The sequence below is a fragment of the Bradyrhizobium sp. USDA 4449 genome (genome assembly GCF_054056275.1).
This window is the reverse complement of the sequence record NZ_JBSRYD010000001.1, coordinates 1,672,733-1,690,438: the sequence shown is the minus strand read 5'-3', so window position 1 is coordinate 1,690,438 and position 17,706 is coordinate 1,672,733. Positions and strand designations below refer to the sequence as shown.

The window sequence follows — 17,706 nt, the reverse complement described above, 5'->3', positions numbered from 1 at the left end:
CTCCATCCGGGCTACTGTCGTTCACTCGAGCCGGCGCCGACGTCAACTGCTCAGCGCTTTGCGGATGATCCGCGCCAGATCCGACTTGCGATAAGGCTTCGCCAGCAGCAGCACACCCGAATCCAGCCGGCCGTGGTGGATGATCGCGTTCTCGGTATAGCCTGATGTGTAGACCACCCTCAGGTCGGGCCGCGTCTTCAACACCTCGTCGGCGAGCTGCCGTCCGTTCATCTTGCCTGGCATGATGACGTCGGTGAACAGCAGATCGAACGGCTTGCCGCTCGCAACGATCGTGAGCGCGTCGGCGGCATTGGCTGCCTGCAAGGTGACGTAACCGAGCGAGTGCAGCTGGGCGAGCACATATTCGCGAACCAGGCGGTCGTCCTCGACCACGAGGATGGTCTCGTGCCCACCCTCGACCGTCGTCGCCGGGACGCCGTCATTGACCGCCGTCGGCGTCTTGCCCGGCGGCAGATACATCTTGATCGTGGTGCCGTGGCCTTCCTCGCTGTAGATCTTGATGTGCCCCGCGGACTGCTTGATGAAGCCGTAGACCATCGAGAGCCCGAGCCCGGTGCCCTTGCCCGGGCCTTTCGAGGTGAAGAAGGGATCGAACACGCGCGCCAGCATGTGGGATGGAATGCCGGTGCCGGTGTCGCTCACCGCGATCATCATGTATTGGCCGGGCCGCACGTCGTTCACGCTGGCATAGATCTCGTCGAGATAGGCAGCGCCGGTCTCCACGATCAGCTTGCCGCCGGCAGGCATCGCGTCGCGCGCATTGAGGGCGAGGTTGAGGATCGCCGTGGTGAGCTGGTTCGGGTCGACGATCGCGACGCAGCTCTCGTCCTCGAACACGGATTCGATCTGGATCTGCTCGCCCAGCGTCGGCCGCAACAGTCTTGCGGTGTCGATGATCAGCGAATTGACGTCGATCTCGCGCGGCTGAAGCGGTTGCTTGCGGGCGAAGGCGAGCAGATGCTGGGTCAGCTCGGCGCCGCGCCCGGCCGCCTCGTCGATCATTTTCGTGATCGCGGCCAGCCGCGGATCCTTGGCCACGGCGTCGGCCAGGATCTCGATGGTCCCGGTGATGACGGTGAGGATGTTGTTGAAATCATGCGCCACGCCGCCGGTGAGCTGGCCCACCGCCTCCATCTTCTCGGCATGGCGGATGCGCTCCTCGGACGCGATCTTGTCGGTGAGGTCGCGGTAGAACACGTTGAACAGAATGCCCTCGCGGCGCTGCAGCGCAGTGACGCTCAGCTCGGCCCTGAATTCCCTGCCGTCGCGGCGGCGGACCATGAGTTCGCGGCGGCGGTTGAGCGTCTGCTCTTCCGCGGAATCGAGGAACCGGGCGAGGCCGGTCTCGACCCTTTCGCGCTCGCTCTCCGCGACGATCAGGTCGACCGCGTTCCTGCCGAGCGCCTCGTCGCGCCGCCAGCCGAACAGCTCCTCGGCCCGCGAGCTCCAGTTCAGGATGGTGCTGCGATCGTCGGTCTGGACGAAGGCGTCGAGCGCGGTCTCGACGATGTTACGGGCAAGCTGCTCGCTGTCACGCAAGGATTCGGCCGCGAGCCTGGCCTCGGTCATGTCGCGCCCGACGAAGAAGAAGCGCTTGGCTTGATCCGACCAATTGCCGAGCCAGGAGAGCCAGACCTCGCGCCCGTCCTTGTGGAAGACCCGGGTGTCGGCCAGCTTCGGGTGTCCGCCGTGCCGGAGCGCGCGCATCTCCGCGCGGGATCGATCGAGGTGGTCGGGGTGAATGAAATCGACGCCGGTATGCCCGATCATCTCGTCGGGCCGGTAGCCGAGAATGGTCTCGCAGCTCGGGTTGATCTGCACGATCTCGCCGTGCGAGTTCGTGATCATGATCAGGTCCTGCGAGGTATCGAAGAGCTGCCGCCGTTCCTCGAGGGTCTGTTGCAGCGCCCGCTCGGCCCGCCGCGCCTCGGTCAGGCTGCGCGCCGAGCCCGAGACGCCGACGATCTCGCCTGACGGTCCCCTGATCGGGGACAGGCTGAGAGAGATCTCGACCGGAGTGCCGTCCTTGCGCAGGCGCACCGTCTCGAAGCGTTCGATCGGCTCGCCCCGGGCAATCCTCCGCAGGTAGTCCTTGCCTTGTTCCCGGCGGTCGGCCGGCACGATGATCGCGGTGGACTTTCCGATCGCCTCATCCGCCGTATAGAAATAGAGGCGTTCGGCGGCGGGATTCCAGCCGGTGATGATGGCATCGAGCGACTGCATCACAATCGCATCGTCCGATGACTCGACCGCGGCGCTGAACAGGCGCTCGCGCGCTTCGTGATGGATTCGCGCGGCCTCGGTTCGGCGATGCTCCTCGATCTCGCGTTCGAGCGCGGCCGTCTTGGCCCGCATCTCTTCGACCATTCGGGCAAAGGCCCGCGCCAGCACACCGGTCTCACCGCCGGCATCGACGGGGATGTCGGCGGCCCGCCCCCTGCCGATCGCCTCCACCGCGGCGGTCAGGCGCCCGATCGGGCTGGTCAATGAGCGCGCCAGCAACACGGCGAGCGAAGCTGCGGCAAGGACGGCCAGCACGCCGACAACCAGGGAGGTTTTCTGGACCGCCGCCGGCACGCGGTTGAACACCGGCGGAGGCACCCTCTCGATGACTGCGATCCATTCCTTGCCTGCGAGCAAGGTCGGCGCGATCGCCGCTCCACTCGGCTTGCCCGACGGGTCGGTCATCAGTTCCGTGGCTCCATCCAGCGTGCCGGCCCGGGCTGCGAAAAACGGAAAATCGTGCCGCCAGTCGGTCGGATGGCCGCGCAACGAGCCGAACTCCTGCGCGCGGTCGGGATGAACGAGATAGTCGCCGCGCGCATTCACGACGAAAATTTCGCTCCCGGCCCCTGCCGTCGAGCGCACCCGGTCGAGTGCGGGCCGCATGTCGATATTGGCGATGATGATGCCGAACGGCTTGCCGTCGGGCGTGAACAGGGGGATCGCGACCCGCAATGTCGGAATGTGGAGATCCGTGGTGCCGCCCTGGCGGCTGGCAAGATCGACGGATGAGACATAGATCTCGCCCGGCGGCAGCCGGATCGTGTCTTGGAAATAGGCTCGCTCGCTCTTGCGCTCCAGTTCGCCGTTGGGGACGATCCGCGCCGTTCCATTGGGACCGGAGCGATCGACGCGGACCAGTTCGCGCTGATCGTCGTCAATGCCGATGATGCGAAACTGCCCGTAGCCGGGTTTGGCGTCGATCTCGGCCGCGAGCCGCTCTGCGATGCGCTCGCGCCAGGTTTGCTCCGAAACGCCGTCGAGAGCATCGATGCCGCCTCCGATATGGGCGCGGATCAGGCCGTTGATCGCGGCGGCGGAGCGATAGCCGAGCAGATCGCCGCGCGCTCCGGCGACGTAGGATTCGAGATTGCTTGCCAGCAGCCGCGATTGGGCTTCGACGCGTTCCAGGACCCGCGGGATGACGGCCTGGGTGGCATTGCGATAGCTCAACCAGCCGACGGCGGCCACGGTCACCGCCACCAGCAGGATCATCGCGATGGCGAGCCGGGTTGCGAGCGTCAGGGGAATATTGGCGTCGCCCCCGGAATTGCGGCGCCCATTCCGGCCTGGAACGGAACGAACGTCCTTGTCATCGGCCGCCGGTGCTGACATCGGCCCCCTCCGACTCGCCTGCCTTCAGGCAGCGGTCGACCGCCGCAAACAGCGCATCCACCCGGAACGGCTTCTGCAAGCTCGTGACCGCGCCGAGCTTGGTCGCCATCTTCAGGAAATTCGGCTCGGCATAGCTATCCGGCGTGATCGATCGGCCGGATATGACGACGATCGGTATTTTCGGCTGCAGTGCCTGGATGTGCCGCATGGTTTCCAGCCCGTCCATGCCTGGCATGAAGATGTCGAGCAACAGCAAATCGAACTGGCTGCCTTCGAACAGAGCAAGGGCCTTGCGACCGTCGCCGGCGACCGTGACGTGGTGGCCGGCCCGCTCCAGCAGCATCCGGATCGTCCGCTGAACGGACGGGTCGTCATCCACGATCAGGATGTTGGCCACGTTAAACCTCCGGGATGGCGATGTGCCCCTCGACCCAAATCAAAGCTCCCGACTATGAAAGTCTTGCGCGGATCGTGCCCGCCCTGCAAGCACTTCGCGGCCGACGGCACGGACAGGCTCGATCTTGCGTCGCGCTGGTGCCTATGCACCTCTACGTGCATAGCAGGGGCCCGCTCCGCCGCCCCCGGGGGTGCCTTGCGAGGGGTAGATGGCCTGTGAGAAGAGCAGGTCAGATTTTCCGACGGACGAGGATCATGATCAAGAAGAAAACACCCGACCAGTTCCGCAGCGCGCGCTGGTTTGCGCCCGACGATCTCCGCTCGTTCGGCCACCGCTCCCGCGCCATGCAGATGGGCTACGCCCCGGAGGAGTGGAAGGACCGGCCCTGCATCGCGATCATCAACACCTGGTCCGACGCGCAGCCGTGCCACATGCACTTCAAGTCGCGCGTCGACGACGTCAAGCGCGGCATCCTGATGGCCGGCGGCCTGCCGGTGGAATTGCCGGCGTTGTCGCTGTCGGAATCGCTGCTGAAGCCGACCACGATGCTCTATCGCAATCTCCTTGCAATGGAAGCCGAGGAGCTGCTGCGCAGCCATCCCGTCGACGGCGTGGTGCTGATGGGCGGCTGCGACAAGACCACGCCCGCGCTGCTGCTGGGCGCAACCTCGATGAACATCCCGGCGATCTATCTGCCGGCGGGACCGATGCTGCGCGGCAATTGGAAGGGCAAGACGCTCGGCTCCGGCTCCGATGGGTGGAAATATTGGGACGAGCGGCGTGCCGGAAAGATCTCCGACAAGGACTGGCTCGACATTGAAGCCGGCATCGCCCGCAGCTATGGCACCTGCATGACCATGGGCACGGCCTCGACCATGACCGCGATCGCGGAAGCGATCGGCATGACGCTGCCGGGCGCCTCCTCGATTCCGGCCGCCGACGCCAATCATATCCGCATGGCCTCGGAATGCGGCCGCCGCATCGTCGAGATGGTGTGGGAGGACCTGACGCCGAAGACGATCCAGACCCGGAAAGCCTTCGAGAACGCGATCGCGGTCGCGATGGCGATGGGCTGCTCGACCAACGCGATCATCCATCTGATCGCGCAGGCCCGCCGCGCCGGACAGGACATCGGGCTCGACGATTTCGAGATCGCGAGCCGCAAGGTGCCTGTGATCGCCAATGTGCGTCCGAGCGGCGATGCTTATTTGATGGAAGACTTCTTCTATGCCGGCGGCCTGCCAGCGCTGATGGGAGAGATCAAGGATCATCTGCACCTCGACTGCATCACGGTGACCGGCAAGACCCTTGGCGAGAACATCGAGGGCGCCGAGGTGCACAATGCCGATGTGATCCGCTCCGTCGGCAATCCCATCTACAAGGAGGGCGCGCTCGCGGTGCTCAAGGGCAATCTCGCGCCCGATGGCTGCGTCATCAAGCCCTCCGCCTGTGCGCCACGCTTCCTCAAGCACACCGGACCCGCGCTGGTGTTCGACGACTATCCGTCGATGAAGAAGGCGGTCGACGATCCCAACCTCGATGTCACCGAGGACCACATCCTCATCCTGCGCAATGCCGGCCCGCAGGGCGGTCCCGGCATGCCGGAATGGGGCATGCTGCCGATTCCGACCAAACTCGTGAAGCAGGGCGTGCGCGACATGGTGCGCATCTCCGATGCGCGCATGAGCGGTACCAGCTACGGCGCCTGTATCCTGCACGTCTCGCCGGAGTCCTATATCGGCGGCCCGCTGGCGCTGGTGCAGAACGGCGACCGCATCACGCTCGACGTCGCCGCCCGCACCATCGATCTCGACGTCCCCGAGGCTGAACTGGAAAAACGCCGCGCCGCCTGGAAGCAGCCCGAGCGCCGCTTCGAGCGCGGCTACGGCTGGATGTTCACAAAACACATCAAGCAGGCCAATGACGGCTGCGACTTCGATTTCCTCGAGACCGATTTCGGCGCGCCTGTCGGCGAGCCGTCCATTTACTGAGGGACGCACATGTCAAAGCTTTCCGAAGCCACCCGTACCAAGCTCAAATCCGTCTCCACCGCCACCGTCGCCACCGCGCTGTTCAAGCGCGGCTTGCGCATCCAGATGATCCAGGATGTGCATCCCGTCGGGCCGGACAAGCCGACTATGGTCGGTGAGGCCTTCACGCTGCGCTACATGCCGGCGCGCGAGGATCTCAACACCATCGACGTCTTCAGGGATCGTTCCCATCCGCAGCGCAAGGCTGTCGAGGATTGTCCCGCGGGCGCGGTGCTGGTGATGGACAGCCGCAAGGACGCGCGCGCGGCCTCGGCCGGCGCGATCCTGGTGACGCGCTTGATGAAGCGCGGTGTCGCCGGCGTCGTCACCGATGGCGGATTTCGCGATTCCGCCGAGATCGCCAAGCTCGGCATTCCCGCCTACCACCATCGCCCCTCGGCGCCGACCAATCTCACGCTGCACCAGGCGATCGAGATCAACGTTCCCATCGGTTGCGGCGATGCGCCGGTGTTTCCCGGTGACGTCATTCTGGGCGATGCCGACGGCGTCATCGTGATCCCAGCCCATCTCGCCGATGAGATCGCCAACGAAACCTTCGAGATGACCGCGTTCGAGGATTTCGTCACCGAGGAAGTAGGCCGAGGCCGCGGCATCTTCGGCCTCTATCCCGCGACGGATCCGCAGACACTCACCGACTTCGCGGAATGGCGGAAGAGGAACGGCCGCTAAGTTGAGCGCAGCGTCGTCCTGACGAAAGCCGGGACGACGCTGGGGCTATACCCCAGCCTCCGCCATCCCCGTTGCCCACAGTGCAAATGCGTAAACGATCGCGACTTCATCGAGCCGGTCGAAGCGTCCCGAGGCGCCGCCGTGGCCGGCGCCCATGTTGGTGCGCAACAGCACCGGACCGCCGCCGGTCATGGTCGCGCGCAGCCGCGCGATCCATTTGGCGGGCTCCCAATAGGTGACGCGCGGATCGGTCAGCCCGCCCATCGCCAGAATCGCCGGATAGTCCTTCGCCGCGACATTGTCGTAGGGCGAGTAGGACAGGATGGTGCGGAAATCCGTCTCGCTCTCGATCGGGTTGCCCCATTCGGGCCATTCCGGCGGCGTCAGCGGCAGCGTGTCGTCGAGCATGGTGTTGAGCACGTCGACGAACGGCACTTCGGCGACGATGCCTGCGAACAGTTCACCGGCACGGTTGGCCACCGCGCCCATCAGCATGCCGCCGGCCGAGCCGCCATGGCCGACGATGCGTTTGGCGCGCGTGTATTTCGCATCGATCAGCGCGCGGGCGCTGGCGGCGAAATCGTCGAACGAGTTGGTCTTCTTCTCGCGTTTGCCGTCGAGATACCAGCCCCAGCCCTTGTCGGCCCCGCCGCGGATATGGGCGATGGCATAGACAAAGCCGCGGTCGACCAGCGAAAGGCGGTTGGCGCTGAAGGAGGCCGGCATCGCCACGCCGTAGGAGCCATAGCCGTAAAGCAGAAGCGGCGCCGCGCCGTCGAGCTCGAGGCCGCGGCGATACAGGATCGAGACCGGCACCTCGGCGCCGTCTTGCGCTTTCGCCATGATGCGGGTGGTGACGTAATCGGCGGCGTTGTGGCCGGACGGAATCTCCTGGCGCTTGCGCAAGCTGCGCGTGCGCGTGACCATGTCGTAGTCATAGACTTCCGACGGCGTCGTCATCGACGAGTAAGAGAAGCGCAAATTCGTCGTGTCGAATTCGTAGGAGCCCATCGTATCGAGCGAATAGGCGGCCTCGTCGAAGGCGATCGCGTGCTCCTCTTTGGTCGCGAGATCGCGGATCACGATCGACGGCAATGCATTGGCGCGCTCCAGCCGCACCAGATGGCCGGCATAGAGATCGAGGTCGATGATGTAGATGCCCGGGCGATACGGGATCAGGTCGCGCCAGTTCTTGCGCTCGGGTGACGAAAGCGGCGCGGTGACGATCTTGAAGTCGATGGCATCCTCGGCATTGGTGAGGATGAACAGCTCCTCGCCGCGGTCGGCCAGCGAGTATTGCACGCCTTCCTCGCGTGCGGCGACGAGGCGCGGCGGCGCCTCGGGATGCGCGAGATCGATCAGCCGCTGCTCCGACGTCTCGTGGTCGCCACCGGCGATCACGCAGAAACGACCACTGGTGCTCTCGTGCAGATGGGTGAACCAGCCGGAATCCTGCTCTTCGTAGACCAGCGCGTCGTCGGCCTGCCGGGTGCCGAGCCTGTGCCGCCACACCTGCATGGGGCGGTGATTGTCGTCGAGCCTCACATAGAAGAAAGACTTCGCATCCGAGGCCCAGACCACGCCGCCATCGGTCTCTTCGACGACATCGTCGAGATCCTTGCCGCTTGCCCAGTCGCGCACGCGGATGGTGAAATACTCCGAGCCCTTGGTGTCGGCGCTCCAGGCCTGCAGCTTGTGATCGTTCGAGTGGCGGCTGCCGCCGAACTTGAAATATTTGTGGTCTTTTGCCAGCGCATCGCCGTCGAGCACGATATGCTCAACGCCGCCATCCCGCGGCATGCGGCCGAACAGCTCGTGCTGACCGCCCTCGCGAAACCGGCGGAAGTAGGCGAACGGTCCGTCCGGCGACGGCACGCTGGAATCGTCCTCCTTGATGCGACCGCGCATCTCGCGCACCAACGTCTTTTGCAGGCTTGCGGTATGGCCGAGCAGGCTCTCGGTGTAGCCGTTCTCCTCATCCAGATATTTGCGGATATCGGGATCGAGCACCGCGGGGTTACGCAGCACGTCCTGCCATTTCGCGTCCTTCAGCCACGCGTAATCGTCGATCACGGTGAGGCCGTGACGGGTGAACGAATGCGGCCGGCGCGGGGCGACGGGAACGGTCGGGGTTGTGCTGGCGGATTTGGGCAAATCGATCCTCGTGTCAGGGGGCGTGTCTTGCCCCTATATCAGATCGAACGCAGGGAATTTAAAGAAGTGCCAAGGGTGCCGGCCGTTGGCTCCCTCGCCCCGCGCGCGGGGAGAGGGTGGGGTGAGGGGGAGTCTCCACGGGGGAGGCGAGAGTTGCACTCGCGGAGAGTCCCTCTCACCCGGAATCCGCGCTTGGCGCGCGCATTCCGGCTTCTCCCGCAAGCGGGGAGAGGCGAAGAAAACGCTACACCGCCACCTGCTCGCCGAGATACGCCACCGCAGCCTCGAGGCCGCGCTTGCCGTGCGGGATCTTCAGCGCGTTGAGGCCGACTTCGATGACGCCGAGCGTGCCGAGCAGCATCGGCGCGTTGACATGGCCCATGTGAGCGATGCGGAAGGCTTGTCCCGAGAGATCGCCGATGCCGGTGCCGAGCACGACGCCGCACTTTTCCTTGCAATAGCGCTGCAGCACCGCGGGATCGTGGCCACTGGTCATGGTTACCGTGGTCACGGTGTTGGAGCGCTCATGCGGCTCGGCAACGTTGAAGCCGAGCACCTGGCCCTCCGACCATGCGCCGACCGCGCGGCGCGTGGCCTCGCCGAGCAAAGCGTGGCGGCGGAACGCGTTCTCCAGGCCTTCCTCGTGCAGGAGGTCGAGCGCCTGGCGCAGCGCGAACAACAGATGCACCGGTGCTGTGCCGGCATATTTGCGATAATGCTCGGCGCCTTCGCGCTCGCTCCAGCTCCAATAGGGCGTCGCCATGTTCGCGCTCCTGTGCGCGTCCAGCGCGCGCTCGTTGGCGGAGACGAAGCCGAGGCCGGGCGGTGTCATCAGGCCCTTCTGCGAGCCGGACATGGCGACGTCGACACCCCATTTGTCCATCTCGAACGGTATGCAGCCGAGCGAAGCCACGGTGTCGACCATGTAGAGCGCGGGATGATTGGCCGCCTTGATCGCCTTGCCGATCGCCTCGATGTCGTTCTGCACGCCCGAGGCCGTGTCGATCTGGACGACGACGACGGCCTTGATCCTGTGCTCGGTGTCGCGGCGCAGCCGCTCCTCGACTTCATGCGGTCGTACCGCGCGGCGCCAGTCGCCCTTGAGCACCTCGACCTCGGCGCCCATCAGCGACGCCGCATTGCCCCAGCCGATCGCGAAGCGACCGCTCTCCAGCACCAGCACCTTGTCGCCGCGCGACAGCACGTTGCTCAGCGCCGCTTCCCAGGCGCCATGGCCGTTGGCGATGTAGATGTAGGATTTTCCCTTGGTCGCAAACAGTTTCGAGATGTCCCGGAGCAGGCTCTCGGTCAGGTCGGTCATCTGCTTGGAGTAGATGTCGATCCCGGGACGATGCATCGCCTGCAGCACCGCGTCGGGCATCGTGGTGGGCCCGGGGATGGCCAGAAATTCCCGGCCCGCGCGAACGGTCATTGTTATCTTCCTTGTGCCGTGAAGACGGTCTGGTGGGTCGCTGATCTACTCTTCTACGCGGCGGAAAGGCCCGAGCAAAGCGTTCAAAACGCAGGTCTGGGGCGGCTTTTTGCTTTGAGCATGGTCTTTTCGCAAAAACCGCGTCACACTGTTCCGGACACTGCTCTATCGCTTGGTCTCGCGGCAGCCGGCGGCTTCCGCCTCCTCGACCGAGCAGAACCAGCGGGTGCCCTTGCTGATCTTCATCTTGATCTGGGCGTACCAGCGGCTGGTCGGGGTGTGATAGATGCACTCACCCGATGTATTGACGTTGCCCTTGATGGTGCAGTCAGGCGAGGGCGCAACCGGTCCGGAGGCCGAGGCGAGCAGCACCGCATGAGCGCCGTCGGGCGGCTTGGTGGCGCCGAGAATCACCGTCTTCTTGTTGCGCACGCGCCAGTCCCAGGGCGCGATGAAGGCGCCCTGCCACATCCCGGCTTTGGCCTCACGCGCGGCAGCTTCGTCCGCCTCGTAGTCCTTCGAGAGGCGGGTATAGGCCAGCGCCCATCCGTTGCGTACCAGCCATTTCTGGATGTCCTCGCCGCCGACCTCGCAGCGCGCCACGGTGCGGCCGCGGCGGTCGATGGAGCGGGCATGGCAGACCCAGTTTTTGCCGTCGCTGTATTTGGCGAGCTCGTCGCGCGCGGCGACGCCGCAGGTCCAGCGCTCGCTCTTGGTGTTGAGGCAGAGCTGGTCGACCGAGGGCGCGTCGATGCCGCCGAGCCGGATCCGCGTATTGCCGATCAGGACGGAATCACCCTCGCGGACCTTCGCGGTGCCGCTGATGTCGGCCGCCTGCGCCATCGACGGCAAGCTGAGCAAAGACAGCGCAATCAGGAATTTTCGCAACATGCCGGTCCGCGCGTGATGAAAATCTCGATAGAGCCCGCAATTGTGGTCGGCTTTGGGCCTCTCGACCAGCATATGCCGAACGGAGAGGGCTTCAACTTCCCGTCATTGCGGTCTTGCTTTACCCTCCCCCTCCAGGGAGTAAGAGCAAAGCCTCACCCCCGCGCCATCGCCCGCTTCGCCACTGCCAGCCCCATCAGCACGAATGCCGACGTCACCTCGGGACCGCCGACCAGGATCCGCGTCGGGGTCTTCATCTTGTTCCATTCATAGGCGCGGAACGGGCCGCGGCGGCCGCCTTCGCCGATGGCATCGACGATCACGTTCAGGGCCGGGGCGAAGGCGCGCGGATCGGCGCCGAGATGGCCAAGCGCAATCAGCGCCAGCGCGGCGTCGAACACGTTCATCTCCGCGGCCATCAGCTCGACCTTGACGTAGGAGAGTACGCGATGGCGGATGAAGTCGAAATCGCCGTTCGGATCGATCGCGGCCTGCGCCGCCGGCGGCAGTGCCAGGAAGGCCGCATAGCAGCGGCCGAAATAGGCGCTGTAGAGTTCCGGCAGATAATAGATGTGCGAGCGCGGATTGGCGAAGGCGCCGCTCGCCGCCAGCCGCTTCTGGAAGCCGATGATCCGATGCACGGTCGCAAGTCGCGCAGGCGTCTCCAGGATCTTCCAGCGCGCCAGATTGCGAAAGCTCACCTCGAGAATGTCGAGATTGAGCGTCGGATCGAGATCATTGCCGTAGGGGCGCTCGCCCCTGACATTGTCGATCCAGGTGGCGACGCCGCCCTCGTAGTCGATGTTGTCGTTGAGCGGCACCGTCACGCGCGCCTCGTTGACGCCTGATAGCACCTGGTAGCCCGCGTAGAAATCCAGCAGCGGCTGGTCGATGATCTCATCGGTGCAGCCGGCCTGCGTCGCCGCCGAGATCGAGCACGCCGTGGTGTCGCAGTCAGGCACATAGACGCCGAAGCCGAGGTCCTGCTTGATCTGCGCGAAATAGCGGGAGAAGCGCGGATGCGGCGCGGGCGCCAGCGCCGTGATGACGTTGAAGCGCTGGCCGTTGCTGCCCTCGACCTCCTCACGGCTGATGTTGACGCAGAAATCGACCATGTCGGCGATCGCGCGCTCGGCCGCGATCCTGTCCGTGGGCGAGGCGAGCCCGGTTTCGACATAGCTCAACAGTGCCTCGATGAAGAACGCATCATAATAGGCCGAGCGGTGGCGGATCTGCACCGGTTCCCACATCGGCTCGGCGATCCCTCGCCAGGGCGGATTGATCACGGCGCGAGCGGGCGAACGCGCGATGAAGACGCGGGCGAGGTTGAACAGCATCGATGAATTCTTGTAGCCGCGCGCATTCAACCCGGTGAGCGCCATGATCAGCTCGCGCCCGCGGAAATCAGCATCGCCGATCAGGTTGAAGGCGGCATAGGTCGGCAGAAAGCCGTTTTTGCCGAATGAGACGAGCAGATGCTGCGCGCAATCGCGGATCGCGCCGTCGATCTGTGCCGTCGTCGGCATCGCGCCGACGAACATGGCCGGCGGCGGCTTGGGGTGGTCGAGCGTGATGGTGTCCACGAGTTCGGCAATGGGCCGGCCGACCGCGGCCCAATCGGGTTCGGCATCGTCGCGGGCGCGGGCGAGTGCCTCGCGCAGCCGGGTCAGCTTCGCCTCGTCGCGCAGTTCGCTCACGCCGGCACGGCGCAGCAGCAGGCGCAAAGCGGGATTGCCGAGCGCGGTCTTGTAGAATTTTGCCAAATGCGGATCGCCGCCGGCTTGGCCCGACAGGACGGGATCGCAGACATCATAAAGGGAGGGGCCGTCTTTTCGTGCCGTCAGCGCTCGGCACGCGGCGCCTGCGAAATAATGGAGGCTCATGAAATACCTGGTCGCGGGGAACTGGGAGGCCAGGTCGACGACTGCCCCCTGCAAGTCTTTGAAAAAGCTACCCGGATTCGCGGGAAATTCAAATGTGACCGATGTCACGTAAATCTCGGGCACAAAAGCTGCATTTCCGCTTCCGGAAGGTGACGGAGGAACCCTGGAGGCGGATTCCAGGAAGCAAAATTCTCGTAATAGATTCAGAGGCTTAGATCTAATTCGGCATGGTCTATTGCCGAGGCGGCGATCTCAGGTTAAGGCTTTATTTGGTGCGGTGCCGCAAATTGCGCGCAATTCGGGGGCACACCCCCGGCCAATCCCTCAAACCTAAAGACGCCATCGCGCTACTCAAGCAGTGCGCGCGCGCTTGGCCGGTCTTTGGCACTGACAGGAATGAAGCGAGATGAATGTAAGGCAGCTCGACATTTCCCGACGCTCGATTGCGCTCGCCGCGGCCCTCGTCGGCACGGTGTCGCTGGCGATCGGCGCCCATGCTGCCCTCAACATGCGCGCGCTCGACGCCGCCAAGGCCGTTTCGACGGACCAGGTCACGGGTTCGGTGGGCGAGACCTCGCGTCTCGCGCTCGTGATCGGCAATGGGCATTATCCCGACGCCAGCGCGCCGCTGACGCAGTCGATCAACGATGCACGCGCGCTGTCCTCCAGCCTGCGCAAGAACGGCTTTGACGTCGACATGGTGGAAGACGCGAGCAAGGACGACATGGTCCGCGCCGTCAACCGCCTGAAGTCCCGTATCAAGCACGACACCACCGTCATGCTGTTCTTCGGCGGCTATGGCGTGCAGGCCGGCCGCGAGAGCTACATGCTGCCTGTGGACGCCGTGATCTGGAAGGAAAGCGACGTGCGCCGTCAGGGCGTCTCGATCGAGGGCGTGCTCGAGATGATGAAGGAGCAGGGTGCCAAGGCCAAGCTCGTCGTCGTCGATGCCTCGCGCCGCAATCCCTACGAGCGCCGCTTCCGTTCTTACAGCCACGGTCTCGCGCCGATCGGTACGCCCGACAATGCGCTGATCCTGACGTCCGCCTCGCCCGGCAAGGTCGTGGACGACGGCAAGGGTGAGCACTCGACGCTGGTCAGCGAGCTCCTCGCCAACCTCGCGACGCAGGGCAGCGCCGAGAGCGTCTTCAACAAGACCCGCCTCGCCATCTCCCGCGCCTCCGAAGGCGATCAGGTCCCGACCGTTTCCTCCTCGCTGCTCGAGGACGTGCATTTCGATCAGGCCGGCGGGTAGTCTTTTCGCAGGGCTCGCAGGTGGATTAGCGAAGCGTAGTCCACCGCTTCTCTCTCGGCTCGGAAAGCAAATCGGTGGATTACGCCTTCGGCTGATCCACCCTACGGCATGCGTGCTTGGGCCACGACTGTCTCTCCATCGTCGTTGCGCGCGCAATGACGGGTGTGGTGAAAATCTACTTCGCCGCTTCCGCGGCCATCACCGGGCGCACCGGATCGCCTTCGCGCAAGAGCGCGCCGGCGCGAGCGACGACGATGTCGCCTTCGTTGAGGCCGTCGCGAACCTCGATATTGCCGCCCGACATCAATCCGGTCTCGACGCGCTTGGTCTCGACCCGGTTGCGGCGGATCACCTGCACCACGGTGCCCGCGGATGTATATTGCACCGACGTCAACGGCACCGCGACGTTGCAGCTCTGGCCGGTCTTGATCAGCGCGCGCCCGCTCGCGTTGATCAGCAGCCTCCGCTGCGGGGCGATGCCGATATAGACCATGCCCTGCTGGATGTTCGGCTCGACGGTCGGACCGATGCGGCGCACCTTGCCATCGATATCGCCGGCGCCGGCAATGCGCACGGTGACAGGCTGATTGACCGCGAGCTTCCTGATGTCGTTGGTCGCAACGAGCCCGACGAGGTCGTATTCGCTGCGCGCCACGATCGTGAACAGCGCCTCGCCCCTGGCCGAGGCAGGCGCGCCGATCTGTGCGGTGGAGGTGGCGACGACGCCGGCCACGGGCGCGGTGACCTGGAGCGTGCCGCCTTCGGGCAGCGCCAGCCGCGCCAGCACCTGGCCGGCCGTCGTGGTCTCGCCCGCGTCGGCCAGCACCTCCGTCACCTTCAGGCCGGGACGCTCGGGCCGTACGGAGGTTTCCTCGCGCGCCATGATCGAGCCGGTCGCCTCGACGATGTCGGAGAAGCAGGACTTGGCCGCTTTCAGCACCGTGACCGCCGGCCCTTTTGGCGCGTCGTCATCAGCCGCGCGGGCGGGCAGGGCGGAGATCAGCGCCAGTCCGGCGAGAGCTGCGAAGGTCTGGGACAGGGAACGCGCAGGCAATGAACGCATCGGTCATTCCGGTTGGCTGCAAGGCTCTCAGCGATATGGCCCGATCGATAGCAGAAGCGATGGCGGCGGGCCATGGGCTGACCGGGTGAGAATGCCGCAGCGCAGGCGGCGCCATGCCGCCTGTTGGCTTTGTCGCTGCATAAGCAAAGAGGTTCGCTGCTTCCTTACCCGTCCCCTCCAGGGGAGGGTAAGAAAGAGCCCTCACTTCAGCGTCGCAAACTCCACCCAGTTCGGCCTCTTGCCGGTGGGGTAGGATTTCAGCTTGCTGAGCGCGCCGCTGGCCTGGTCGATGGCGTAGACGGTCATGCCGTCGGAGAGCTCGCCGACCGCGGCGAGATAGTGGCCGGTGGGATCGATGTTGAAGCCGCGGGGCTGTTTCTCGGTCGGCACGCTCCCGATCGTCGTCAGCTTGCCGCTCGATGCATCGACCTTGTAGGCGGTCAGCGTGTTGCTGGTGCGTTCGGAGGCGTAGAGAAAGCGGCCGTCAGGGGTGACGTGAATGTCGGCGGCCCAAGGTTTTCCTGAAAAAGCTTCCGGGAGGGCCGTGGTGCGCTGGATCTCGCTCCAGGCTCCGCTCTCGGCCTCATAGCTGTAGGCCGCGACGTCGCCGTTCAGCTCGTGGATGAGATAGACGAACTTGCCGTTGGGGTGGAACACGAAGTGCCGCGGCCCGGATTTTTCCGGCGCCCTGATCGCCGGCAGATCGCCCGGCGTCAGCGTGCCCGCGGCGGCGTCGAACGCAAAGCTCAGCACCTGGTCCGAACCGAGATTGGTCGCGAACACGAAGCGGTTGTCGGGCGAGGGCAGGAAGGCGTGCGCGTTCAACCCGGTCGGGATCACCTGCTTCGGCTCGGCGACGACGCCGTTGGCGGCAAGCGGATTCAGTGCGACCTTGTTGCCGCCATAGGAGGCGCTGAACAGCACCTTGCCGGTGCGATCGGTTGCGATGTTGGCCATGCTGTCGGCGAGCGGCCCGTTGCCGATCGGGCTGAGGAGACCGGTCGTGGGATCGATCGCAAAGCTCACGGCGACGAACGGCTGCGCGCGGACGCCGGCGATCAGCACGCGATGGTCGGGCGTGATGGCAAGTGGTGTCGAGGAGCCGGGCTTCTCGACGCCGGTGAAGGCGGCCGTCTGCACCGGGGTCATCTCGCCGTTCCCGGCAAGCTTGAACACGCTGATGCTGTTGCTGTCGGCATTGCCGACATAGGCGAAGGTTTCGGCCATGCCGGCACGGACTCCGGAAACGAGGGCAAGAATGGTGACAAGAGAGGTGACAAGAGCGGTGAAGGGCGTGTTGGCGATCACCGCGCGGCGTGTCGGTCTGATCAAGGGCGTCCTCCTGCCGGTACGGCCAGTCGTTTTGCGGCAGGATAGCGGCTCGTAATCCCTTGCACCAAATTTCAGATGAGATCGATCGATGCCGAAATTGTATCGGTCCGCTGCTGCGCTAGCGCACCGACGCCGTCAGGTCGCGCGAGGGCAGATGCGGGCCGGCCTCATGGTCGGGCGGCCCGAGCACCGTCCATATGGCGACGGCGAGCAAGGCCGAGGTCAGGATGGTCCAGGCCACGAGTTGCTTCGTCATGAGGCCAAATCCGTCCGTCCAAGGTTCGACGCGTCCAGTGCGCCAACTATCGTGCACCGCAAAAAGGTGGCGCCGATATGAACTCGTTCACAGCCGAACGGCGCTCCGGTAAATTACGAATCCAAATGACGAACGATTGCCGGCCGCGTGCATTGACCCGGCATGCCCCGCGAAAACGATCTCGAAGGCAAACCCGATATGGGCGGTAAGCACGGCGGACAGTCCGGCCAGCCCAAGCCGCCACCGCGTCCGCGCGAAGGCGCTGGGGATGAAGACGTCGTGGCAAAACGCCGCGCCGGTGAAACCGATCGGAAGGTCGCGCCGACCAAGACAAGAGATCGCTAGGCTTTCGCCTGCAGGGAACGGCAGCCTCTTCCCGCCGTTGCCAAGGGTCTCGCGGGCGAGGACGACAATCGGAGGCCGGCAAAAGGAGGCTGGCAAAAGGAGGCTGGCAAGTGTTTTGGATTTATTGGGACACCGCCTGGTCGCTCATCATCAGCGGCATCATGTTCGCCACCATCATCGCGCATCCGGACGCCGAGTTCGTCGAGGTTCACCCCATCAGGCGTTCGAAGTGAACCTGATGACTTGAACGTCGCGCCCCCGACCGGTGCAAATCGGGCTCCGCCCCGCGCCTCCTGCGGGCCGATGGGTATGTGGTGAACCAAATCTTAGGGGCAAGCCGGT

General features: G+C 65.0%; 13 protein-coding genes. 4 read left to right on the top strand and 9 right to left on the bottom strand.

The features are described from left to right. Positions 1-42 precede the first annotated feature (42 nt). Entirely contained in the window at positions 43-3,639 is a 3,597-nt protein-coding gene (locus tag ACVIIW_RS08010) for a PAS domain S-box protein (RefSeq protein ID WP_456700252.1), read from the bottom strand. Continuing rightward, positions 3,617-4,036 (bottom strand): response regulator, encoded by a 420-nt coding sequence (locus tag ACVIIW_RS08005; RefSeq protein WP_456700251.1) that lies wholly within the window; start codon positions 4,034-4,036, stop codon positions 3,617-3,619. Before ACVIIW_RS08005 ends, ACVIIW_RS08010 begins: the two co-directional genes overlap by 23 nt. A gap of 254 nt (positions 4,037-4,290) precedes the next feature. On the opposite strand from ACVIIW_RS08005, the gene araD reads away from it, so the two are divergent. Both araD and ACVIIW_RS07995 read left to right on the top strand, forming a co-directional pair. Then, positions 4,291-6,027, top strand: coding sequence for an L-arabinonate dehydratase (gene araD / locus ACVIIW_RS08000; RefSeq protein ID WP_456700250.1), 1,737 nt, complete (start codon positions 4,291-4,293; stop codon positions 6,025-6,027). A 9-nt stretch (positions 6,028-6,036) separates the two neighbouring features. After that, complete coding sequence (locus ACVIIW_RS07995; RefSeq protein ID WP_456700249.1) at positions 6,037-6,756, top strand: ribonuclease activity regulator RraA; 720 nt, start codon at positions 6,037-6,039, stop codon at positions 6,754-6,756. A 45-nt stretch (positions 6,757-6,801) separates the two neighbouring features. On the opposite strand, the gene ACVIIW_RS07990 is transcribed toward ACVIIW_RS07995, so the two are convergent. The 4 genes from ACVIIW_RS07990 to ACVIIW_RS07975 all read right to left on the bottom strand — a co-directional run bounded on the left by ACVIIW_RS07990 (position 6,802) and on the right by ACVIIW_RS07975 (position 13,113). Continuing rightward, entirely contained in the window at positions 6,802-8,910 is a 2,109-nt protein-coding gene (locus tag ACVIIW_RS07990; RefSeq protein WP_456700248.1) for a S9 family peptidase, read from the bottom strand. A gap of 244 nt (positions 8,911-9,154) precedes the next feature. Further along, a complete protein-coding gene (locus ACVIIW_RS07985) occupies positions 9,155-10,342 on the bottom strand; it encodes a pyridoxal-phosphate-dependent aminotransferase family protein (protein ID WP_456700247.1) in 1,188 nt (395 codons plus the stop codon). A gap of 165 nt (positions 10,343-10,507) precedes the next feature. Continuing rightward, positions 10,508-11,233, bottom strand: a complete 726-nt coding sequence (locus tag ACVIIW_RS07980; RefSeq protein WP_456700246.1) for a thermonuclease family protein — start codon at positions 11,231-11,233, stop codon at positions 10,508-10,510. Positions 11,234-11,385: 152 nt separating this feature from the next. Then, a complete protein-coding gene (locus ACVIIW_RS07975; RefSeq protein ID WP_456700245.1) occupies positions 11,386-13,113 on the bottom strand; it encodes a hypothetical protein in 1,728 nt (575 codons plus the stop codon). 406 nt (positions 13,114-13,519) lie between these two features. Here ACVIIW_RS07975 and ACVIIW_RS07970 point away from each other — a divergent pair, with 406 nt between their 5' ends. Continuing rightward, the gene (locus tag ACVIIW_RS07970) at positions 13,520-14,368 is read left to right on the top strand and encodes a caspase family protein (protein ID WP_456700244.1); all 849 of its coding nucleotides are present in this window, start codon (positions 13,520-13,522) and stop codon (positions 14,366-14,368) included. Between the two features lie 175 nt (positions 14,369-14,543). Here the strand turns inward: ACVIIW_RS07970 and ACVIIW_RS07965 are convergent, their stop codons facing one another. The 3 genes from ACVIIW_RS07965 to ACVIIW_RS07955 all read right to left on the bottom strand — a co-directional run bounded on the left by ACVIIW_RS07965 (position 14,544) and on the right by ACVIIW_RS07955 (position 17,019). Further along, the gene (locus ACVIIW_RS07965) at positions 14,544-15,431 is read right to left on the bottom strand and encodes an efflux RND transporter periplasmic adaptor subunit (RefSeq protein WP_456700243.1); all 888 of its coding nucleotides are present in this window, start codon (positions 15,429-15,431) and stop codon (positions 14,544-14,546) included. 201 nt (positions 15,432-15,632) lie between these two features. After that, entirely contained in the window at positions 15,633-16,763 is a 1,131-nt protein-coding gene (locus ACVIIW_RS07960) for a lactonase family protein (RefSeq protein WP_456700242.1), read from the bottom strand. A 118-nt stretch (positions 16,764-16,881) separates the two neighbouring features. Beyond that, positions 16,882-17,019: a hypothetical protein gene (locus tag ACVIIW_RS07955; protein ID WP_456700241.1), complete on the bottom strand. Its 138-nt coding sequence runs from the start codon at positions 17,017-17,019 to the stop codon at positions 16,882-16,884. A 455-nt stretch (positions 17,020-17,474) separates the two neighbouring features. Here ACVIIW_RS07955 and ACVIIW_RS07950 point away from each other — a divergent pair, with 455 nt between their 5' ends. Continuing rightward, positions 17,475-17,597 (top strand): hypothetical protein, encoded by a 123-nt coding sequence (locus tag ACVIIW_RS07950; protein ID WP_456700240.1) that lies wholly within the window; start codon positions 17,475-17,477, stop codon positions 17,595-17,597. The last annotated feature ends 109 nt before the right edge of the window (positions 17,598-17,706 follow it).